At 45.6% G+C, this 20,504-nt stretch carries 20 protein-coding genes, 1 pseudogene and 1 riboswitch; of the genes and pseudogenes, 14 read left to right on the plus strand and 7 right to left on the minus strand.

All coding sequences use genetic code 11. The features are described 5' to 3' along the window. The first annotated feature begins 70 nt into the window (after window positions 1–70). The 13 genes and pseudogenes from F9802_RS14825 to F9802_RS14885 all read left to right on the plus strand — a co-directional run bounded on the left by F9802_RS14825 (window position 71) and on the right by F9802_RS14885 (window position 10,561). Window positions 71–1,045, plus strand: coding sequence for an ABC transporter substrate-binding protein (locus F9802_RS14825; RefSeq protein ID WP_152153327.1), 975 nt, complete (start codon window positions 71–73; stop codon window positions 1,043–1,045). Beyond that, a complete protein-coding gene (locus F9802_RS14830; RefSeq protein WP_152153329.1) occupies window positions 1,008–2,069 on the plus strand; it encodes a FecCD family ABC transporter permease in 1,062 nt (353 codons plus the stop codon). Before F9802_RS14825 ends, F9802_RS14830 begins: the two co-directional genes overlap by 38 nt. Then, the gene (locus F9802_RS14835; protein ID WP_152153331.1) at window positions 2,066–3,538 is read left to right on the plus strand and encodes an adenosylcobinamide amidohydrolase; all 1,473 of its coding nucleotides are present in this window, start codon (window positions 2,066–2,068) and stop codon (window positions 3,536–3,538) included. Before F9802_RS14830 ends, F9802_RS14835 begins: the two co-directional genes overlap by 4 nt. After that, a complete protein-coding gene (cbiB, locus tag F9802_RS14840; RefSeq protein WP_152153333.1) occupies window positions 3,535–4,515 on the plus strand; it encodes an adenosylcobinamide-phosphate synthase CbiB in 981 nt (326 codons plus the stop codon). Before F9802_RS14835 ends, cbiB begins: the two co-directional genes overlap by 4 nt. Beyond that, window positions 4,472–5,542 carry a threonine-phosphate decarboxylase CobD gene (cobD, locus tag F9802_RS14845; RefSeq protein WP_152153335.1) on the plus strand — a complete coding sequence of 357 codons (1,071 nt, stop codon included), beginning with the start codon at window positions 4,472–4,474 and terminating at the stop codon, window positions 5,540–5,542. The genes cbiB and cobD overlap by 44 nt, the downstream gene beginning before the upstream one ends. Next, window positions 5,524–6,108 carry a bifunctional adenosylcobinamide kinase/adenosylcobinamide-phosphate guanylyltransferase gene (locus tag F9802_RS14850; protein WP_152153337.1) on the plus strand — a complete coding sequence of 195 codons (585 nt, stop codon included), beginning with the start codon at window positions 5,524–5,526 and terminating at the stop codon, window positions 6,106–6,108. The genes cobD and F9802_RS14850 overlap by 19 nt, the downstream gene beginning before the upstream one ends. Continuing rightward, window positions 6,105–6,833: pseudogene (locus F9802_RS14855) on the plus strand (cobyric acid synthase); the annotation flags it as partial. The gene F9802_RS14850 and the pseudogene F9802_RS14855, both read left to right, overlap by 4 nt. Window positions 6,834–6,985: 152 nt before the next feature. Further along, on the plus strand, window positions 6,986–7,783 hold the full coding sequence (locus F9802_RS14860) for an adenosylcobinamide-GDP ribazoletransferase (RefSeq protein ID WP_152153341.1): 798 nt from the start codon (window positions 6,986–6,988) through the stop codon (window positions 7,781–7,783). Next, on the plus strand, window positions 7,741–8,367 hold the full coding sequence (locus tag F9802_RS14865) for a histidine phosphatase family protein (protein WP_152153343.1): 627 nt from the start codon (window positions 7,741–7,743) through the stop codon (window positions 8,365–8,367). The genes F9802_RS14860 and F9802_RS14865 overlap by 43 nt, the downstream gene beginning before the upstream one ends. Continuing rightward, window positions 8,319–8,789 carry a bifunctional adenosylcobinamide kinase/adenosylcobinamide-phosphate guanylyltransferase gene (locus F9802_RS14870; protein WP_152153345.1) on the plus strand — a complete coding sequence of 157 codons (471 nt, stop codon included), beginning with the start codon at window positions 8,319–8,321 and terminating at the stop codon, window positions 8,787–8,789. The genes F9802_RS14865 and F9802_RS14870 overlap by 49 nt, the downstream gene beginning before the upstream one ends. Continuing rightward, a complete protein-coding gene (locus tag F9802_RS14875) occupies window positions 8,764–9,351 on the plus strand; it encodes a cob(I)yrinic acid a,c-diamide adenosyltransferase (protein ID WP_152153347.1) in 588 nt (195 codons plus the stop codon). The genes F9802_RS14870 and F9802_RS14875 overlap by 26 nt, the downstream gene beginning before the upstream one ends. Continuing rightward, window positions 9,348–9,842: an ECF transporter S component gene (locus tag F9802_RS14880; RefSeq protein WP_152153349.1), complete on the plus strand. Its 495-nt coding sequence runs from the start codon at window positions 9,348–9,350 to the stop codon at window positions 9,840–9,842. Before F9802_RS14875 ends, F9802_RS14880 begins: the two co-directional genes overlap by 4 nt. Then, a complete protein-coding gene (locus F9802_RS14885; RefSeq protein WP_152153352.1) occupies window positions 9,839–10,561 on the plus strand; it encodes an ATP-binding protein in 723 nt (240 codons plus the stop codon). The genes F9802_RS14880 and F9802_RS14885 overlap by 4 nt, the downstream gene beginning before the upstream one ends. A gap of 64 nt (window positions 10,562–10,625) precedes the next feature. On the opposite strand, the gene F9802_RS14890 is transcribed toward F9802_RS14885, so the two are convergent. Together F9802_RS14890 and F9802_RS14895 are read right to left on the minus strand one after the other, a co-directional pair. Next, entirely contained in the window at window positions 10,626–11,201 is a 576-nt protein-coding gene (locus F9802_RS14890; protein ID WP_152153354.1) for a beta-class carbonic anhydrase, read from the minus strand. 76 nt (window positions 11,202–11,277) lie between these two features. Further along, window positions 11,278–11,598, minus strand: a complete 321-nt coding sequence (locus F9802_RS14895; RefSeq protein WP_152153356.1) for a thioredoxin family protein — start codon at window positions 11,596–11,598, stop codon at window positions 11,278–11,280. A gap of 123 nt (window positions 11,599–11,721) precedes the next feature. On the opposite strand from F9802_RS14895, the gene queF reads away from it, so the two are divergent. Beyond that, the gene (gene queF / locus F9802_RS14900; protein ID WP_152153358.1) at window positions 11,722–12,222 is read left to right on the plus strand and encodes a preQ(1) synthase; all 501 of its coding nucleotides are present in this window, start codon (window positions 11,722–11,724) and stop codon (window positions 12,220–12,222) included. A gap of 306 nt (window positions 12,223–12,528) precedes the next feature. On the opposite strand, the gene F9802_RS14905 is transcribed toward queF, so the two are convergent. The 5 genes from F9802_RS14905 to mreBH all read right to left on the minus strand — a co-directional run bounded on the left by F9802_RS14905 (window position 12,529) and on the right by mreBH (window position 20,364). Next, window positions 12,529–12,729 (minus strand): cold-shock protein, encoded by a 201-nt coding sequence (locus F9802_RS14905; protein ID WP_152153360.1) that lies wholly within the window; start codon window positions 12,727–12,729, stop codon window positions 12,529–12,531. 533 nt (window positions 12,730–13,262) lie between these two features. Continuing rightward, on the minus strand, window positions 13,263–13,439 hold the full coding sequence (locus F9802_RS19760) for a hypothetical protein (protein ID WP_191992003.1): 177 nt from the start codon (window positions 13,437–13,439) through the stop codon (window positions 13,263–13,265). A 209-nt stretch (window positions 13,440–13,648) separates the two neighbouring features. Then, entirely contained in the window at window positions 13,649–17,098 is a 3,450-nt protein-coding gene (gene metH / locus F9802_RS14910) for a methionine synthase (protein ID WP_152153362.1), read from the minus strand. Continuing rightward, on the minus strand, window positions 17,076–18,941 hold the full coding sequence (locus F9802_RS14915; protein ID WP_152153364.1) for a bifunctional homocysteine S-methyltransferase/methylenetetrahydrofolate reductase: 1,866 nt from the start codon (window positions 18,939–18,941) through the stop codon (window positions 17,076–17,078). Before F9802_RS14915 ends, metH begins: the two co-directional genes overlap by 23 nt. An 83-nt stretch (window positions 18,942–19,024) precedes the next feature. Next, window positions 19,025–19,136: riboswitch (SAM riboswitch) on the minus strand. A 220-nt stretch (window positions 19,137–19,356) separates the two neighbouring features. Continuing rightward, window positions 19,357–20,364 (minus strand): rod-share determining protein MreBH, encoded by a 1,008-nt coding sequence (gene mreBH / locus F9802_RS14920; RefSeq protein ID WP_152153366.1) that lies wholly within the window; start codon window positions 20,362–20,364, stop codon window positions 19,357–19,359. Window positions 20,365–20,504: the final 140 nt, after the last annotated feature.

The following is a 20,504-nucleotide window of genomic DNA, read 5'->3' on the forward strand; positions in this document are numbered from 1 at the left end:
CACTGCATCTCTCCATAGCGTAGAGGTGTTTTTTATTGGCATTTTTTAATAGTTAAGGAGAGAGAAGACAATGAACAAACCATCACAGTACATGCTATCCGTTATTTTAGCGGCAGGGCTGCTAGCCGGCTGTGGAGCTGAAAAGGCAGCACCTGAAAAAGAAGAAAAAGCCGACCGGCCGAAAGAAAGCCAGGAAGCGGCCTTTCCGGTTACGATAAAAGATGCAGCAGGAAAAGACGTGGTCATTGAAGAAGATCCAGAGCGAATCGTTTCGCTTCTTCCGAGCAATACTGAAATTGCCTTTGAACTCGGTCTTGGAGACGAAATTGTCGGTGTGTCAAACTATGACAATTATCCGAAAGAAGCAGCGGAGAAAGAAAAGATCGGCGACATGAATTTTAACGTCGAAAAAATTATTGGGCTCGATGCTGATCTCGTCTTAGCACACGGTTCAATGGCTGACAGTTCTAAAGACGGCTTAAAGCAGTTGGAAGATGCAGGGATCGATGTACTCGTCGTTAATAACGCGCAAAACTTTGAAGACGTATACGACTCTATTGAAATGATTGGCAAGGCAACAGGCCAAAAGAAAGAAGCAGAAGAAACAATTAATGAAATGAAAGAAGATGTAGCAGAGATAAAAGAAAAAGCAAAGGCAATTAAAGAGGATGAAGTGAAAAGCGTCTTCATTGAAGTATCGCCTGCACCGGAAATTTACACAACGGGAACGAACACATTCATGCAGGAAATGCTGGAGTTAATTCATGCTAAAAATGCAGCAGCTGACCAGGAAGGCTGGGTGCAAATGACAGAAGAAGCAATTATTAAGAAAAATCCCGATGTCATTATAGCGACACACGGCTATTATACAGAAAAGCCGGCGGAGGAAATAATGAGCCGCAAAGGATGGGAGAATATGACCGCCATTAAAAATAAAGATGTACACGATGTTGACGCCGATCTTGTCAATCGCACAGGCCCGCGTCTCGTTGAAGGAGTAGAGGAACTTGCCGAAGCCATCTATCCGGACGTTTTTAAGAAGTAAAATTTCGGCATACGTACTTGCTTTCGCTTTTTTCACAATTGCTTTATTTGCCGGTATCTCGATCGGAACGATTCACGTTCCAGTTCGGGATATCGCTTTCTTATTATCTCACCACTTTTTTGGAACATCGCTGAATGGTGTTGATCCTTCTTTCGACAACATCGTGTGGCAAATCCGGTTTCCGCGAGTGTTATTAGCGGGTCTTGTCGGTGCTTCTTTAGCCGTAGCAGGGGCAGCATTCCAAGGTCTTTTGCGCAACCCGCTCGCTGATCCATATACGCTCGGTGTGTCATCAGGTGCTTCGGTGGGGGCAGTTATGGTGCTATTTTTAAATATTCAGCTTCCGTGGCTTCACAACTTTACATTGCCGGTCGTCAGCATTACGGCTTCGATCTTGACGATCTTTATTGTCGTGCTGTTTGCACAAGCGATTGAGCGCTCGTTAAAAGTAGAAACGATTATTTTAACGGGAATTATTTTTAGTTCCTTTTTAGGGGCGGTTATTTCCTTAATGATTGCCTTGACAGGCGAAGAGTTAAGGCAAATCATTGGCTGGCTGCTTGGCAGTGTGTCTATGAGAGGGTGGGATTATATTCAGCTCATCCTGCCATTTTTCCTGATTGGTACGCTGTTGTTAATCATTCACGCATCCGAGTTGAACGCCATGTCATTTGGCGAAGAAAAAGCACAGCACTTAGGGGTGAATGTCCGCCGGAAGAAGTTGCTCGTTTTAATCGCGGGTTCGATTTTAACTGGTGCGGCTGTCGCTGTTTCCGGGACGATTGGCTTTGTGGGGCTTGTTATCCCTCATTTTATCCGCCTTATATGGGGACCGGATCACCGCCACCTGCTGCCGTTGTCGATGCTTGCGGGCGCCGGATTTTTAATTTTAACTGATCTTGTGTCAAGAACGATCATTTCACCGACTGAGCTGCCGATCGGCGTGATTACATCCGTGATTGGCGCACCTATATTCGCCATTATTTTGCTGCGCAAGCAAAGGAAAGGAAGAGGAACAGCATGATACAAGTGGAACATCTATCAGGCGGCTACTATGGCAAATTGATTGTTCGTGATATGTCTTTTACTGTTCAAAAAGGAGAGCTTTTTGGCATTTTAGGACCAAATGGCAGCGGTAAAACGACGCTTATGAAAATGATGAGCGGCATCTTGCTTGCAAGCAGTGGTGAGATGTGGATTAAAGAAAAGAGACTATCAGACTACACGTCAAAAGAGCTGGCGAAACGAGTGGCTGTTCTTCCGCAAATGGCCTCGCAGGCATTTTCTTATTCCGTGAAGGAAACCGTTTCTCTCGGGCGCTATGCCCATCAAAGCGGTTTTTTTCCGGTTTGGAGAGAAGAAGATGAGCAGGCAGTGAAGCAGGCGATGGAACAAACAGGTGTTGCGCTGTTTGCGGAAACTTCTCTTGAAGAACTGTCAGGCGGCGAGCGCCAGCGCGTTTTCCTGGCTCAGGCGCTCGCCCAGGAGCCGGAAGTTCTCCTCTTAGATGAACCAACGAATCACCTCGATTTGTCTTTTCAAAAAGAGCTGCTTGATTTGCTGAAGAAAATGACGAAAGAAACAGGCTTGACCGTTGTATCTATCTTCCATGACTTAAATCTTGCTTCGCTCTATTGCGACAGGCTGCTTCTTATGGAAGACGGGGAACTGCATAAACTTGGAATTCCAAGTGAAGTGTTAAAAGAAGAGCCGGTTCAACATGTGTATAAAACGGATATTCACCAGCGCCCCCACCCGGAAGTCCCGAAGCCACAAATGAGCATCCTTCCAGAAAAAATGCTTGAAGACGAAGAGGAAGTGGAAGTTGACGGCACGTGCATCCGACAGAATGGGGAGTTTATTGCCCTTGATGCCCCGATTTTGTTAAAAACGCTGTCAGCGGGAGTGACTGGCGCAGGCTGGGGATGGCACCGGAGCTTTGTTAACCGCCGCGTTGATAAAAATTATTGGCACGATTCGTATAAAGAAGATATGAAACAGTTTCTTCGCCGGTATGGCTTCGACGTCAATGAAACAGTCGGGATGATGACGGCTGTGCATTTGCACACAGCCGCTTATAGGCTTGTAGAAGTAGAAGGGATTTCTGTATTTGCAGCAGTCACCGCCGGAGTAGGAAATGCGGTAGATGTATCGCGCGCTGCGGAACATGACCGCGCTTTTTTGCCTGGAACGATCAATACATGGGTGTTTGCAAACGGTCATTTATCAGAAGAAGCATTCGTGCAGGCGGTCATGACAGCGACGGAAGCAAAGGTGAAGGCGCTGATCGACAAAAGCGTTAAAGATCCGTTAACAGGTTCACAAGCGACTGGCACGTCAACAGATAGTGTGTTAATTGCTGCCACTCAGCGCGGCACATACCAGTCATTTGCCGGGACAATTACACCGCTCGGGCAGGCGATTGGAAAAGCGGTGTATGAGTGCACGGTCCAGGCGTTGGAAAATGGTGGAATAGGAGAGCGAAAAAAATGATCAACCATCTTCTTGCTGCCACCATTGCTTTTCTTATTGATCGGCTGATCGGTGACCCGCCCCACTTTCCACACCCTGTCCGCTGGATCGGGTCGCTTATTCATTTTCTTGAGCAACGTCTAAATAAAGGTCCAAACGGGAAAGTAAAAGGCTTGTTTATGCTGTTCATTGTCCTCTTTATGACTGGAGGCACGAGTGCTTTGCTCGTCTTTATTTTTTACAAAATTCATCCGGCCGCTGGCATTGCGGCAGAAGCTATTATCATTGCATCAGCCATTGCCTGCCGGAGTTTAAAAGAAGCGGGTCTGAGTGTGTACGAACCGCTTCAAGAAGGAGATTTGGAAAAAGCCCGTTTCAAGCTTTCTTATATTGTCGGCCGGGATACGGACGATTTGGAGGAAGGGGAAATCACACGGGGAGCAATTGAGACAGTCGCGGAGAACACAAGCGATGGCGTCACGGCGCCGCTGTTTTGGGCGCTGATTGGCGGCGGGGCTGGGGCTATGATCTACCGCGCCATTAACACGTGTGATTCGATGGTCGGCTACAAAAATGACCGGTACGAGAAATTTGGCTGGGCTTCGGCTCGTCTCGATGACTTCGTTAATTGGCTGCCCGCCCGCTTGACCGGCTGGTTGATGATATGGTCTTTTCCTGAAAGTGATTTTACGAGAAAGCAAGTTTGGCAGCTTGTCCGCCGCGATGCGAAAAAGCATCCGAGTCCGAACAGCGGCTGGTGCGAAGCGGCGGTCGCCGGCCTGCTTGGCATTGAGCTTGGCGGGATGAATAAGTACAAAGGCCGTGTGTCCCACCGCGCTAAAATGGGCGATCCGCTGAAAGGAAAAACAGCAGGTGATATCTTGCTTGCTAACCGGATCATGGAACGGACATCGCTTTTATTTTTACTAATGATGTGGATAGGAGGCATTTGTTATGGACTTGCCTGCTCATGGCTCGAATCCGGCCCGCTTATATGAAAAAATGAATATGGAAAAACCAACACAGCTTATTGACTTCAGTGTAAATGTTAACCCTTTCGGTCCGCCTCCTGCCATCTCTAAACAGTGGGGGAGTTGGCTCTCCGTTGTTTCTGATTATCCGGATCCAGCCGGGAAAAGTGTAGTCCGGCTGCTGGCCGGCCAAAATGGCGTAAATGAAAGTCAAGTCATCTTAGGCAACGGAGCAGCTGAGATCATTCAGTTTCTCGGGCAGCTATGGCGCGGCCAACAAGTTGTCATTGTTCAGCCGGCGTTCTCTGAATATGAAACTGCTTGCCGGGCGTATGACTGTGAAATTGATTTCGTCTTTGCGGAGGAAAACGGAACCCTTCCAGTCGGGGACATTTTAATTAAAGCGCAAGAAGCTGCGGCAATATTTATTTGCACGCCAAATAACCCGAGCGGTGTTGCTTTTTCAGAAAAAGAGATTATGCAGCTTCTGGATGAATTGCAGCTAACCGGCTGTTATGTCGTTATAGATGAAGCGTTCTATGATTTTGCCGGCTCTTTTACGTTTGCTAGTGTCCTTCACAAGTATCCGCAGCTTATTGTGTTAAGGTCATTGACAAAAATGTATGCGATTGCCGGATTGAGGATTGGCTATTTGCTGGCGAGTGATGCGATAGCAAAACAAGTTGCACGCTTTCGTCCGCATTGGAATGTGAACGCTCTGGCATTAAAAGCGGCAGAAGTGGTTCTAGCCGATTCTTCATTTGCAGATTGGACCCGGCAGAACATTATAGAAGAGCGTAAACGAATGTTTGAGTTTTTAAAACAAGAAGGGTTTCACTTCACCCGCTCCGTTGTTAATTTTTATTTATTGCGCGATCCTGAGCTGGAAGATCAGCAGCCGCTATTTATATTTTTACTTGAAAGAGGCTTTGTTCTTCGTCATACATATAATTATCCTGGTCTTAGCGGTAAGTGGCTGAGAGCGGCCGTGAAAACGAAAGAGGAAAATAATAAGCTGAAAGAGGCGCTGCAGCAATGGAAAAAGCAAAGCTGATAATTGTTCTAGGCGGTGTACGCAGCGGGAAGAGCAGGGAAGCGGAAAAGAGAGCTATAGCGGAAGCCGAAAAGCTCGGGGGCAAGCTTCATTACGTAGCGTGCGGAAAAGTGACAGACGAAGAAATGGCTGCCCGTGTCAGGTCTCATCAAAAGCAACGGGAAAGAGCGGGGCAAAAGTGGACGACGTGGGAACAGCCGTCAAAGCTGTCATTAATAGCTGGAAAATTCACACGTAAAGATATTGTACTGATTGATTGCCTAACGACACTTTTAACGAATGAATGGTTTGAGGACGGGACGAGTGAAGAAGAATGGGGACAGTCTGTTTTTCATGAAAAAGTAAAGCGGAAAATTGAAACAGGGATCAGTGAGATCAGAAAGTCAGCCGGCGCCGTTTTCATTGTTTCCAATGAATTGGCATTTGAACCGCTCGGCACACCGCTCGTTTTTCATTATGCCAAAACATTAGGAGAGCTGCACCAGCAGCTGACAGCTGATGCGCAGCTCGCTGTCATTGTCGAGCACGGACATCCGATAGTGAAAAAGAAGGGGGCTTCCAAATGAAAGGCGTGATGATTCAAGGAACCGCATCAGACGCAGGAAAAAGTCTTGTTGCGACCGCATTGTGCCGGCTGCTCGTTCAAAAAGGCTTTCGGCCGGCTCCTTTTAAGTCACAAAATGTCACCAATAATTCATATGTGACTGATGATGGAAAAGAAATCGGAAAAGCGCAAGTACTGCAGGCAGAAGCGTGCAACATCGAAGCGAGCCCCGAGATGAATCCTATATTACTCAAGCCATCTGGCTCCGGCCGTTCCGAAGTGATCTGGCTCGGTGAACAAATGGAAGTGATATTGGGCATGGAGTACCGCGAACAATATTATGAACGAGCTGTAAAGACGATCAGGCAGTCGTTAGAAACATTAAGCAGACAGGCAGATTTCCTTGTCATTGAAGGAGCCGGCAGCCCGGTAGAGATGAATTTAAAGCATCGTGAAGTAGTCAACATGAAAGTTGCGGAGCTCGCTGATGTACCGGTCATTTTAATTGCGGATATTAACCGCGGCGGTTTGTTTGCCAGCGTCATCGGTACACTTGAACTGCTTGAACCGGACGAGCGAAAGCGGGTAAAAGGTTTAATCGTTAATAAATTTCATGGAGATCCGGCGCTGTTTGATGAAGGGAAGCAATGGCTTGAGGAACGGACAGGTATTCCTGTGCTGGCTGTCCTCCCTTATTTAGCTGATCATCAATTGGAAGAAGAAGATGCTTTGTCGCTCACAAACCGACCTTCATCGAGCGGACGGGAGCCTGAAAAAGAACAAACAATAATGAAAGAAAAAGAAGAAACATATAATCAACTGGCCGGCCATTTACAAGAGTACTTAGATTGGGAGAAGTTTTTGAGTATTGTCAGTGGAAGTAAAAAGGAAAATATTCAATGAAAGCGAAAGCTTATATAAATGGCTTATTGCTTAGCTTTCAATTCTTTTCCGTTTTGCCGATTCATCGGGAACTGCCGGTAGATGCCCGGCATTTGCAGGCGACACTGCGGGTATTTCCTCTTTTTGGCTTGGTGAAAGGGCTGCTTTACGGAGGTGTTTTCTGGCTGCTGCTTGAATGGTCGCCGCTTTCTCCTCTCGGCGATGCTTTTCTACTTTGGCTGCTGCCGATTATTTGGACGGGCGGGCTTCATCTGGACGGCTGGATTGACACGAGTGATGCGTTTTTTTCATACCGGGATGTAAAGCGCAGGCTGGACATTTTAAACGATCCGCGTGTGGGAGCTTTCGGAGTCTTGTCACTGATCGTGCTGCTGGCTGCGCGTTTTCTCTTTTTATATGAAATCACTAAATTTGGCCACAGTCTGCTCGCAACTTTTTTCGTGCTCATTCCTTTTTACAGTCAGATGGTTACCGGTCTTTTATTAAATAGCGTCACACCGGCAAAAAAAGAAGGAATCGCTTATTTCTTTCAACAAGGGAAAGATGCCCGGCTTTTTGTCTGCTACAGCTTCTGGGTCACCGGAGCCGGAGTGCTTTTCTTTTTCATCAGCGGAGGAATCAACGTTTTTCTTCTATTTACTGCAGCGGCGGCCATGTTTTTTGTATTTGCCCGCCGGGGTGCACTCAAACATTTTGGCGGCATTAGCGGGGACTTGCTCGGTGCCGGCCTAGAAGGAGCGGAATTGCTTTTATGGATGATCTTGTGGTTATTGGTCTCTATCGGCATGGCATAACGACCGACAATGAACGTAAAGCTTTCAGCGGCTGGACAAATTCAGTGCTCAGCGAGACGGGAAAAAAAGAACTTCAACTTATTCAGCCGCTCGTCCCTTCCTATGAAAAAATTATCGCAAGCGACTTGCAGCGCTGTGTCGATACGGCAGGAATTCTCTTTCCATCGAGTTCGATTGACTATTGGCCTGAATTCCGGGAAATGAATTTTGGTCTTTGGGAAGGGAAAATTCATCAAGAACTGGAACATATGGAAGAGTACAATGCTTGGATTAACGATCCGTTTTCAAGCCCACTGCCAGAAGGAGAAAGCTTTCAACAGTTCGGCAGCCGAATCCGCACTGCGTGGGAAAAGTGGCTGGATGATCTCGCTCACCATCAATTAACACGTGCGGCGGTCGTCACACACGGCGGCGTGATCCGCTGTCTGTTGACGGAATTTGCGCCGGAACAGAAAAAGTTTTGGGAGTGGAAAGCTGAAAACGGGCGCGGTTATGAATTGACCGGATCGCTGTCGGCATTAAGGAGGGGTGAACGGTGTATCTCATTACGGGCGGTGCCTTCAACGGCAAAAAGCAATGGGTAAGAAAAGAGTTTGAACTCGACTCGAAACCATATCAATGGCATTCATTTTATGCATCAGATGAGCTGGAAGAATGGAAGATGGAGCTCATCGTGCTTGAAGGCATTGAGCGTCACGTCCGTCGGCTTATTGAGAAAGAAGAAGGCTCGGAAGCGGCTCGCGAGGTATGGAAAGAGGAGCTGGCTGGCTGGCTGAATTGGGAAACAGAAAAGCAAGGCAGGCAATTAATTTTGATTGGTACGGACATTACGAAAGGTATCGTGCCGGCTAATGCATTTGACAGAATGTGGCGGGACGCGGCTGGATGGTGTTTTCAAGACGCCGCCGAAAAAGCGGATCAAGTCATTCAAATTTGGTACGGCTTGCCGCAGAAAATAAAAATGAGGGGGAATAATAACAATGAGACTTTATACGAGAACAGGTGACAAAGGGGACACTAGCATTATCGGAGGACGCGTTGGAAAAGATAACTTACGAGTAGAAGCATATGGAACTGTAGATGAAACGAACTGCTTCGTCGGCCAGGCAATGGCAGAACTGGAGCCTGAGAAATTCAAAGACATTTTAGCTGATTTGGAAACGATCCAGCATGAACTGTTTGACTGCGGTGGTGATTTGGCAACGGTGGCAGGAAAACGAGAATGGAAGCTGCAGCCCGAGTCCGTCGATGATCTCGAGAAGAAAATTGATGAATATATTAAAGAAGCGCCGGAACTAGAGCGGTTTATTTTACCAGGCGGTTCGAAAGCATCTTCATCTATTCACATCGCCCGCACGGTGACACGCCGCGCTGAACGTCTTGTTGTCGCTTTAATGCGTCAGGAAGAGGGCATTCATCCGGTGACGCTGAAATATTTGAACCGTCTCTCCGACTATTTCTTTGCTATCGCGCGCGTCATCAACTTCCGCCTCGGTGTGAAAGATGTGGAATATATTCGCAGTGCAAACGTGTTTCGGGATGGAAAGCGGAAGGAAGATAAGCAGTGAGTGCTAAACGCATTAGTTGGCTTGCTTTATTTATAGCTTTATCCGTTGTAGGCGGGATGATTAAAGTGCCTGCGGTTGTGGCAAGTGTTGCGCTGGATTCGTTTCCAGCGCTGCTTGCTGCCGGCCTGCTTGGAGCGGGACCGGGGGCCCTTGTTGCTGCCCTTGGCCATTTAACGTCGGCCTTAATCGGCGGGATGCCAATGGGGCCATTGCATGCGCTTATCGCTGTGGAAATGGCGATGGTCATCTGGTTGTTTGCAAAAATGTACCAGTCTAGTAAACGGGTTTTAGCCATCGCTTTTTTTGTCTTGTTAAATGGACTCATTCTGCCTCTCCCTTTTATTTTCGTGATGGGCTGGGGATTTTACACTGCTATGGTGCCGTCTCTTCTTATTGCGTCTGCTCTTAATGGTATACTCGCCTGGGTTGCATTACCCCGTCTTTTGCCGATTGCGGATAAATTTGGACGATCGGACGTTTTAAAAGTATGAATCGTGATGTACTGATTTTGCCGCTGGATGAAAAAAACGATCTTATTGTCGCCGCTGATAACAGCGGGGCGGTCGGTGAAAAGCCGGATGACACGGTGCAGGCATTGTATGAAACAGTCGGTTATTTTTCCGCTCGTGTTGCTCTTATGGAGTGTATGGCTGCGGGGGGAGAGCCGTTTGCCGCTGCCATACATAACTTTTCCGGAGAAGATGCGTGGCCGGGTTTAATTGCGGGTGTAAAAAAAGCTGCAGTTGAAGCAGGACTTGCTGAGCTGTCTGTTACAGGAAGCACAGAATCAAATTTTGAAATGATCCAATCCGCTACTGGTGTTGTCGTACTCGGAAAAAAAGTGAAGATAAAGGAAAGACCAGTGCCAAAAAACCAGCAGTATGCAGTCATTGGGAAGCCGCTTGTCGGACCGGAAGTGTTGGACGAGCCGGAATTCGTTGTTCCTTTGCGACTGTTTCGGCAAGTGCTCGAAACGGAAGGAGTTCATGCTGTATTTCCAGTCGGATCTAAAGGAATCCTTCATGAAATTAGAAACATGTCTAATCACAAAGACTTGCAGACGGACGACATCATATGCACGATCGACCTTAAGAGATCCGCCGGGCCCAGCACTTGTTTTATAGTTGGGTATAACCTTGATGCAGAACAGGCGCTTCAAGCTATTTGCGGGAGTTTTTATACGAAAGTAATATGTAAACAGAAAAGTTGAAGTTACTGCCTTTTAAATGCTTAGATGAATGATCCATTAAGCCTAATAAAAAAAGAAGCGACTCTTAAAGAGCCGCTTCTTTTTCATATCCATCTACCACAAGATCAAGTTTTCCGGTGCCCGGATCAATAACAAGACCATGCACAGGGATGTCAGAAACCATAAGGGGATGCTGTTTGACCATATGTACGCTATGCGTCACGCTTTCCTCCACGCTGTCAAAGCCTTGGAGCCACTGGTCCACCTCGATACCGGCGTTGCGTAAGGTGTCGATGGTGTTCTGCTGCACGCCACGCTCTTTCATATCACTAAGGATGGCATCGCTTGACAATGTACTCATTCCGCAATCATGGTGGCCGACAATCAGTACCTCATCTGCTTTCAGCTGATAAACAGCCACTAGCAGACTGCGCATAATGCTTCCAAATGGATGATTAACGATAGCACCGGCATTGCGGACGACTTTTACATCCCCATTTTTGAAATTCATCGCTCTTGTTACCAATTCCACAAGGCGTGTATCCATGCACGTTAAAATAACGACACGCTTATCGGGAAATTTATCGGTAGCAAACTCCTCGTACATTTTGCTCGATACGAAATTTTTATTAAATGACAATACTTCCTCTAATAGAGTCATTTAGTCACTCTCCTTTCTGTTACACTATATATTTTACATTAATATCACCAAGTTGAGAATTTTAATTTTTTTCTGCTTAAATGAAATCAGTAATTTTCTTTATTTGATTATTTAGCTCTTCCATCGGAATAAAGCGGGCTTTACGGAACATTTCTTTTCCATCCACGAAAAACAGTACAGCCGGAATGGTAAAAACGGAGAATTCACCGGCAACTTGGGGGATGTCATCAGCGTTTACATGAAAAGAGGAGACCTTAGGGTAGTTCGTTAACACATTTTCCACTTGCGGCAGGACAGCATGACAGACGGAACACCCTGGACGTGATATATAAAGCAGTGCCAGATGATTCTCATTTAGTTTTTCTTGTAAGACGGGCATCGTTGTTATTTGTTCCATTCAAAACGCCTCCTTTTCCATTTATTATACTCACGCGGGTATGATGGAGCAAGTGAAGTGACATCTATTGTGCTGCAGAGATAATCGCATTATAATAAGGGCTAGATTAAGGAGGTTTTTTGCATGGCAGGAAGAAATGAAGAAGAGTTAAAAAAAGATATTTCACTTTTGGGAAACCAAGGAACAAAATATACATTTGAATATGATCCATCAATTTTAGAGGCGTTTGACAACAAACATCCGAACCGCGATTATTTCGTGAAATTCAATTGTCCTGAATTCACGAGCCTGTGCCCAATGACTGGCCAGCCGGACTTTGCCACTATTTATATTAGCTACATACCTGATATTAAGATGGTGGAAAGTAAATCACTGAAATTATATTTGTTCAGTTTCCGCAATCACGGCGACTTTCACGAAGATTGCATGAACATCATCATGAACGACCTCATCGAACTGATGAATCCCCGCTACATTGAAGTGTGGGGTAAGTTTACGCCACGTGGCGGCATCTCTATTGACCCGTACACGAACTGGGGCAGACCGGGAACGAAGTTTGAGGAAATGGCGGATTACCGCTTAATGAACCATGATTTGTATCCGGAGACGGTGGATAATCGTTAAGCGAAGTAAAGTCGCTAGAAATGTGACCATCTGTGAACACGAAAACAAAAAATATTGCAGGGTGTAACTACGATAATCTGCGTAAAAGAGGTGTCTTAATCAGACACCTCTTTTTTCTTTAGAATGATGAAAAACACCAAAAATGATTAGTGGTTGCAAGGATACTATGCTATACTTAGTTTACCATTTACTATTACTTGTTTCGATATTCCCTATTCATTCGTGAGTAGGGTTTTTTTATGTTGTTTTAAAACAAATAAAAAACAGACTCTAAAATTAGAGTCTGTTTATATATGTTGGTTATAATTATGCTTTTTGAACGTTAGTCGCTTGTAGTCCACGTTGACCTTGTTCAGTATCAAATGTTACAGTTTGACCTTCGTCTAAAGATTTGTAGCCGTCGCCTTGGATAGCTGAGAAGTGAACGAATACATCGTCTCCATCTTCGCGTTCAATAAATCCAAAACCTTTTTCTGCATTAAACCATTTTACTTTACCTTGTTCCATGTGTGTTTCCTCCTCGTGTGCTATGCACACATTGTGTTACTATCCTTGCTCACAAATCTTCCAGACGGAAAGTTATATCACTTATCAATCCTTACCGAACAAAAATAATTCTTTTTAAATATAACATACAATTTTTTGTAGTGCAAGAGAAAAAATATAGTTATGTATTGTCGTCTATGCAGCTTGAAGCATCAGGGAGAGGGAGTGAAAGTTTTGTTAATTATAACCAAAAAGCGATAAGTGACTTTTAACAGATTTAAGCCCTTGAAATAATTTATTTTTTTAATTTTTCTTTCACAAAGACTGTATGAACATCATGAATGATCTTATCGAACTAATAATTCTCTCATGCACGAACCGGGGACGCCGAGGAACAAGGTTTAAGGAAAGGGCGAATTACCGTTTGATGAATTACGGAAACGGTAGGTAACTGTTAATTTGATTGGAAGGTAATACAAAAAAGCAAACCGCTCACCTGTCGGGATGGGCGGTTTGCTCTTTCTTTAAAGAACTAAATTCTTGAACAATGTCTGCTAAAGATTGTTATTTTGCTGGCCGATTTCTTTGCGGCCGATAATCTCGTTGGCTACTTCGAGATTTGCATGTTCATTAACAGAGTCACCTGGAGGGTACTCATTTATGTCGCTATGGATGCCGATTTCCGGTGTGTCAGGTATTAGCGGCTGATTTGTTATATCTTTTTTCTTCATTTTATCATCTCCTTTATGATTAATGTGGCTTCGGAAAGTTCTGTTATACAAAAAAGCAGATAGTCTCGCTGGAGTGACCCCTGTGCCAGTGAATACACTTTACACCACATGAGAATCGTGAACAAAGCGGCCAAAATGATGAACAACACATAGAAACCGCAAACCAGATACAAAAAAGCAGACAGCACCGGAGCACTGTCTACTTTTTCTTAGTCTACGTTAAAATATCTGGCATCTGGGTGGGCGAAGACGATGGCAGAGACGGAAGCTTCGGGTTCCATCATGAAGCCTTCTGTCAAGTGGACGCCGATTTCTTTTTCAGGTTTTAGCAATTTAAATAGTTTTGCTTGATCTTCGAGATTTGGACAGGCCGGGTAGCCGAAAGAGAAGCGCTGGCCTTTGTATTTGGCAGCGAATCGCTCTCTCATCGTGAAATCGACTGGATCCGGGAAGCCCCATTGATCGCGCATCTCTTGGTGAATCCGCTCAGCGAATCCTTCTGCCAGCTCTAAGGCGGTAGACTGCAGCGCATGGCTTTGAAGAAATTCGCCTGTTTCTTTAAATTTTACGGCCTGATCACGGACGCCGAAGCCGGCGGTGACGATGAAGAATCCAACATAATCCATTTCACCGCTGTCAACTGGTTTTAAATAATCAGCCAAACAAAGGAATGGTTCTTTTTGCTGGCGTGGGAAAGTGAAACGTTCAATTTCTGTTTTACTGTCAGTCGGATCGTAAATAATGACATCATCACCGTCTGACTGAGCAGGGAAAAATTGATACAGACCGGCTGTTTTCAAAAGACCGGACTCCAAAAAGTCATCGACGGTTTCTTTTAACGCCAGTGCCCGTTCATCTTTTTCAGCGAGCAGTTTTTCCACTTTTCCTTTTAAGCCAAGGTGATGGCCGATTAACGTCTGCATATTCAAGTAAGGTTTTAAGTAAGCAACCGGATAGTCGGGCTGAACGCGTTTTTGCAAGTCGCGCGGTTTCAATACAGGCACGTCTTGGCGAACGGTTTTCTTAGGCTTTTCAAGCACCGCTACGGCCGATGCTTTCATCGTTTCCCGGTATGCTTCTACTTCTTGCCGTTTTTCTTGCTTTTCTTCTAATTCACTTAAAAGCAACGTTTTTTCTTCTTTGTCTTGCAGGCGGCTGGCGAGTGCTAAGCCGTCCATTGCATCTTTCGCATAAAGAACAGGACCGAGATATTCTGGTGATATTTTCGTTTCGGTGAAGCGGCGGGAAAGAGCGGCGCCGCCGACTAAAATCGGTACATCGATACTGGCAGCTTTCATGTCTTGCGCAGTGATCACCATTTGCTGTGCGGATTTAACGAGCAGCCCGGAAAGTCCGACCATGTCAGGGTTTTCTTTTTTGATCGCTTCAATTAGTGCAGAAGGCGTCACTTTAATGCCTAAGTCAACAACTTTAAAGCCGTTGTTGCTTAAAATGATATCGACAAGGTTTTTACCGATGTCATGCACATCGCCTTTGACGGTGGCAAGGACAATTTTTCCTTTGCCGTTGTCATCTTCTTTCTTCTCCATGAACTGCTCTAAAAAAGCTACTGACGCTTTCATCACTTCGGCACTTTGTAATACTTCGGCAACGATGAGCTGGTTGTCATTAAACAAGCGGCCGACTTCTGCCATTCCTTTCATTAAAGGGCCATTGATAATATCAAGCGGCGTGTCGTACATGTTAAGTGCCTGCTCTAAGTCAGGAATCAACCCTTCTTTTGTTCCTTCGACGACATAATAACTCAAGCGGCCTTCTACTGTCTTTGGAATGTCTTCTTCTTTTTTCTCTTTCTTTTTATCCCGATAAAAGTCAGTAAACGTTGCAAGCGTTTCATCGTTCGTTTCGAAAAGAAGTTTTTCGGCCATCGCTATTTCCTCTTTCGGAATGGAAGCAAAGCGCTCCAGTTTTTCCGTGTTGACGATGGCATAATCAAGGCCTGCCTGTGTACAGTGATATAAATAAACGGCATTCAGCACTTCACGGCCAACAGGAGGAAGGCCGAATGATACGTTGCTGACACCAAGTACAGTTAAAGCTTTCGGCATTTTTTCTTTAATGAGGCGGATGCCTTCGACCGTTTCTTCCGCTGAGCCAATATATTGTTCATCGCCTGTACCGACAGGGAAGACGAGCGGATCAAAAATAATATCTTCAGGAGCGAGGCCCCATTTATTCACGAGCAAGTCATAGGAACGCTCAGCGACTTCCAGTTTACGTTCGCGGGTTACGGCCATGCCCACTTCATCGATTGTACCGACGACAACGGCAGCACCGAATTTTTTAACGAGCGGCAGCACCGCATCAAAGCGCTCCTCGCCGTCTTCTAAGTTGATGGAGTTAATGATGGCTTTCCCTTGCGAATATTTAAGGGCTTTTTCAATTACCGCTTCATCCGTTGAATCAATGACGAGCGGCACTTTTACTTTTTTCACAACTTCTTGCATGAACGCTTCCATGTCTTCGAGTTCATCACGGTCTGGATTGGCGAGACAAATATCAATAACGTGGGCGCCGCCTTTTACTTGGGCACGGGCGACTTCAGCCGCTTCTTCATATTTTCCTTCAATAATCAGGCGCTTGAATTTGCGGGAGCCGATAACGTTCGTGCGCTCACCGATAAATAATGGCCGCATCGTATCGTCATATAAGAGCGGTTCAATGCCTGACACAGCGTGTTCATGCGGCTGTTCCGGACGCTGGCGGGGAGGAAGGTCCTCAATAGCCGCTCTCATTGCGCGGATATGTTCCGGCGTTGTGCCGCAGCAGCCGCCGACGATGTTCAGCCAGCCTTTTTCAGCGAATCCTTTAATTTTCATCGCGAGCGATTCAGGTGATTCGTGGTAACAGCCATTTTCATCAGGAAGCCCGGCGTTCGGGTAACAGCTGACGAAGCTTTTTGTCAAGGCGGAAAGCGAACGGATGTGATCCGTCATAAATTCTGGACCTGTTGCACAGTTTAAGCCAACCGACAGTGGGTTAATATGCTCAATTGATATAGAGAAGGCTTCAATGTTTTGTCCAGCAAGCGTCGTTCCCATCGGTTCAATTGTCCCCGAAATCATGACCGGCAATCTTTTTCCCGTTGCTTCAAACGCACGCTCAATGCCGAGCGTGCCCGCTTTCACATTAAGCATGTCCTGGCTCGTTTCCATTAAAATCAAATCACAGCCGCCGTCAATCAAAGCGGTGGCCTGCAGTTCGAAATCTTTGCTCAATGTTTCGAAGTCAATGCCGCCCGTGACCGATAAGGTTTTTGTCGTCGGACCGATTGCACCAGCGACATAGCGTGGGTGGTCCGGTGTCGAGAATTCATCAGCGCATTTACGGGCGATTTCCGCTGCCCGTTTGTTTATTTCATAGGCTTGATCACCGAGTCCATACTCATTTAGGACGAGCGGTGTACCGCCAAAAGAATTCGTTTCAATAATGTCTGTTCCTGCTTCTAAGTAGTCGCGGTGAATTTTCTCAAGAACGTGGGGAGCGGTAATATTCAAATATTCATTACAGCCATCGTATTCTTCTCCGCCAAAATCATCTTCTGTTAAATCGGCTTGCTGGAGCATCGTGCCCATGGCTCCGTCGAGGAAAAGAATGCGCTTTTCTAATTCTTTTTCAATTGAGTGTTGTTTGGACATGAGTGATCCCTCTTTCATTTATTTTAAGATCTAGCTCTTCGATGTAACGGATCAATTCAATCGACATTTCATAACGCAGAAAAGGAGTGATAATGTAGATACCGTTAAACAGCTCAGCTGCAATATCTATTAATTCTTTCGCGATTTTTACACCTTCAAGAGCGGCTGCAGCTTTATCGTGTTCATATGCTTTCATGCGAGCCAGAGTTTCTTCAGATAATTTAATACCCGGTACTTCGTGATGAAGGAATTCAGCATTTCTTGAACTCGTTAAAGGCATAATCCCGAGGAAAATTGGCGTTGTTAAGTGTTTCGTTGCTTCGTACACTTCAATGATTTTTTCTTTCGTAAAGACAGGCTGGGTAATAAAATAGTCAGCCCCGCATTCAATTTTTTTCTCGAGGCGCTTTACGGCCCGATCAAGAACACGCACATTTGGGTTAAAAGCAGCGGCAACAGAAAAGCTGGCTTTCTGCTTTAATGGTTTACCGGAAAAAGAGATACCTTCGTTCAACTGTTTGATCAATTGGATGAGTTCCATGCTTGACACGTCGTATACAGAAGTGGCACCTGGAAAGTCGCCGACTTTTGTCGGATCGCCGGTAATAGCGAGCACATCATGAAGCCCAAGCGCATGCAATCCCATTAAGTGTGACTGCAAGCCAATGAGGTTGCGGTCGCGGCACGTAATATGAACGAGCGGGCGAATTTGATGTTTCATTTTAAGAATAGAGCCCATCGCCAAATTGCTGACGCGCGGGGAAGCGAGTGAATTATCGGCGATCGTCACAGCTGCCATTCCTGTTTGCTGCAGCGCTTTTGCCCCTTTAATATATGCGGCGGTGTCCAAGTGTTTCGGTGTATCAAGTTCAACGATAACCGTCCGTTCTTTTTTCACCTGCTCGTGCAGTGGAGGCACAGAAGGAGGAGCGGATTCTTTTATCATAATCGGTTTTTTTGCTTTTACTCTTTTTTCAGTGATCGGCGGAAGGCCGGCAAGCGCTTTTTTGGCTGCTTTAATATGTTTAGGCGTTGTTCCGCAGCAGCCGCCGATCAGCCGGACACCTTCATTGCGGAGATGAACAGCTGCCTGGCCAAAATAGTCTGCTTCCGATTCGTACACGATTCGCCCGTCTTCAACATCTAATAAGCTTGCGTTCGGGTAAGCGGATAAAAAAGCTTTTTCAGGCAATGTTACTTCTTCAAACGCCTGAATCGTATGATATGGGCCAAGGCGGCAGTTGACGCCGACAATATCCGCTCCGAGTGATTCAAGCTGTCCAAGAGCACGGTTCAAGGGTTGTCCATTTTGTAATATACCAGGTTCGTGCATCGATACTTGAGTAATGATCGGTAAATCGGTGAGTTGGCGGATTAATGTTAATACAGTGGTTAACTCTTCAAAATCGTAATACGTTTCAAATAATAACCCGTCTGGATCTTCTGATAAAATTGCTTCTGCCTGCTGGCGAACAGCTGCTTCAATGTCAGAAAGGGAGGCGATGCTTTTACCGACACCGCGAATGCCGCCGATTGTTCCGAGCACAAATCGCTGTTCGGGAGCTGCAGCCTTTTTGGCAATGCGCACAGCGGCTTTGTTTAATTCCTGCACGCGGTTTTCCATGCCATATCTCGCAAGCTTTAAGGCATTAGCGCTGTATGTGTTCGTTTGAATAATATCTGCCCCCGCCCTTATGTATTCAAGGTGGATTTTTTCAATAATTTCAGGGTTTTCCACGTTCAGCTCTTCGTAACAAAAATCTATGCCGGATGAATAAAGAAGAGTGCCCATGGCTCCGTCAGCAGTTAGTACTTCATGTTGCAGCCTCTCAAGTAATTTCATTTTGTTCGTCCTTTCCAGCTCTATATTCACAAGAAAAAGCCTTCTACGTATTAAGAAGGCTTTACATCGTTAATGTCTCATCCTTCTTATCTTTCAAACTGCCAATGCAGCTTGCTGGATTTAGCACCTAGGCCCGCTAGCGGCTGGTTGCTGAAGCTTCTCAGGGCCAGTACCCTCTGCTTCTCTTGATAAGAAATAATTTCGTATTCATTTAGTAAGATAATTGACCATATCATATCCTTTTGAAAAGGAATAGTCAATAGAAAATTTAGAATTTTTAAACGTCCATAAAAAAGCAGCCAATGAAACTGGCTGCTTTTTTATGGACGTGCACCGTCATTCATACTCGGTGCATAAAATATAAAAGTGTGTGCGTAAAGTTCGCAATCGTGTGCATAAATTCGGCCGAGTAAGGTCAGCTTGTCACTTTTTGCAGGCTTTTCATGACATGAAGCGAGCGGCCTGTGCCGATTGCCACAGCTTCCAGCGGATTGGGGGCGAGATGAACAGGTACGATGATTTCTTTGCTCAGCCAATCCTGGATGCCGTTCAATAAGGCGCCGCCGCCGCTCAGCACCACGCCTCTGTCGACGATATCGCCGCTCAGTTCAGGTGGACAGTTTTCCAAAGTGACACGAATAGTTTCTAAGATAGCGAGCAGAGATTCTCTTATCGCTTTTTGAATTTCGTAGGAGCTCACTTCAATCGTTTTCGGCAAGCCAGTAACAAGGTCACGGCCGCGCACATCCATCGTTCGTTCTTTATGTTCCACTAAGCCATGACCGATTTCCATTTTTATTTTTTCTGCTGTCCGTTCCCCGATCAGCAGGTTATATTGTTTGCGGACGTATTGAACGATGTCTTCATCCAGTTTGTCGCCGCCGACACGGATCGAGTTGCAGGAAACAACGCCTCCATATGAAATAATGGCGACTTCTGTCGTTCCGCCGCCAATATCAACGATAAGGTTGGCGATGGGTTCTTCTACAGGCAAATCAGCACCAATAGCGGCTGCTACAGGTTCTTCAATTAAGTGAACAGTTTTCGCTCCGCTGCTTTTAACGGCATCTTGAATCGCTCTTTTTTCTACGGTCGTTGCACCAGAAGGGGCACAAACAACAACGCTCGGTTTGCGGACGGTGAACCCTAACACTTTGCTTGCTTTTTTCATTAAGCCTTTCAGCATTTCTGCTGTGATATCAAAGTCGGCGATAACCCCGTCTCTCATTGGGCGTGTTGCCGCAATTCGTCCAGGGGTTTTTCCGATCATATTTTTCGCCTCTGTGCCAATGGCGAGAACTTTTTTTGTTTCTGTATCAATAGCCACTACTGATGGTTCATTTACGATAATTCCTTTATCTTTGCTGTAAACGAGTAAATTGGCTGTTCCTAAATCTATTCCAATTTCGGTTTGTCCAAACATTGATCATTCCTCCAAACGGCGTTCCTCACTTTTTTTCCTTATATATAAGTATAAAGAGGAACAAATGGCACTGTATATGGGACAAAATATGGAATGCACATTGTTACAAAATGAAATCGATTGTTACAGTGGATTTCTTC

It is taken from the genome of Bacillus aerolatus (assembly GCF_009183655.1).
Lineage (GTDB): Bacteria > Bacillota > Bacilli > Bacillales > Domibacillaceae > Pseudobacillus > Pseudobacillus aerolatus.

Bases quoted from the DNA above. Each gene is read 5' to 3' on its own strand.
- F9802_RS14905 (WP_152153360.1), bottom strand. From the start codon at position 12,729: ATGGAACAAGGTAAAGTAAAATGGTTTAATGCAGAAAAAGGTTTTGGA.
- metH (WP_152153362.1), bottom strand. From the start codon at position 17,098: ATGTCCAAACAACACTCAATTGAAAAAGAATTAGAAAAGCGCATTCTT.
- mreBH (WP_152153366.1), bottom strand. From the start codon at position 20,364: ATGTTTGGACAAACCGAAATTGGAATAGATTTAGGAACAGCCAATTTA.
- F9802_RS19760 (WP_191992003.1), bottom strand. From the start codon at position 13,439: ATGAAGAAAAAAGATATAACAAATCAGCCGCTAATACCTGACACACCG.
- queF (WP_152153358.1), top strand. From the start codon at position 11,722: ATGGCAGGAAGAAATGAAGAAGAGTTAAAAAAAGATATTTCACTTTTG.
- cobD (WP_152153335.1), top strand. From the start codon at position 4,472: ATGGACTTGCCTGCTCATGGCTCGAATCCGGCCCGCTTATATGAAAAA.
- F9802_RS14890 (WP_152153354.1), bottom strand. From the start codon at position 11,201: ATGACTCTATTAGAGGAAGTATTGTCATTTAATAAAAATTTCGTATCG.
- F9802_RS14865 (WP_152153343.1), top strand. From the start codon at position 7,741: ATGGATGATCTTGTGGTTATTGGTCTCTATCGGCATGGCATAACGACC.
- F9802_RS14915 (WP_152153364.1), bottom strand. From the start codon at position 18,941: ATGAAATTACTTGAGAGGCTGCAACATGAAGTACTAACTGCTGACGGA.
- F9802_RS14825 (WP_152153327.1), top strand. From the start codon at position 71: ATGAACAAACCATCACAGTACATGCTATCCGTTATTTTAGCGGCAGGG.
- F9802_RS14875 (WP_152153347.1), top strand. From the start codon at position 8,764: ATGAGACTTTATACGAGAACAGGTGACAAAGGGGACACTAGCATTATC.
- F9802_RS14850 (WP_152153337.1), top strand. From the start codon at position 5,524: ATGGAAAAAGCAAAGCTGATAATTGTTCTAGGCGGTGTACGCAGCGGG.
- F9802_RS14885 (WP_152153352.1), top strand. From the start codon at position 9,839: ATGAATCGTGATGTACTGATTTTGCCGCTGGATGAAAAAAACGATCTT.
- F9802_RS14860 (WP_152153341.1), top strand. From the start codon at position 6,986: ATGAAAGCGAAAGCTTATATAAATGGCTTATTGCTTAGCTTTCAATTC.
- F9802_RS14835 (WP_152153331.1), top strand. From the start codon at position 2,066: ATGATACAAGTGGAACATCTATCAGGCGGCTACTATGGCAAATTGATT.
- cbiB (WP_152153333.1), top strand. From the start codon at position 3,535: ATGATCAACCATCTTCTTGCTGCCACCATTGCTTTTCTTATTGATCGG.
- F9802_RS14895 (WP_152153356.1), bottom strand. From the start codon at position 11,598: ATGGAACAAATAACAACGATGCCCGTCTTACAAGAAAAACTAAATGAG.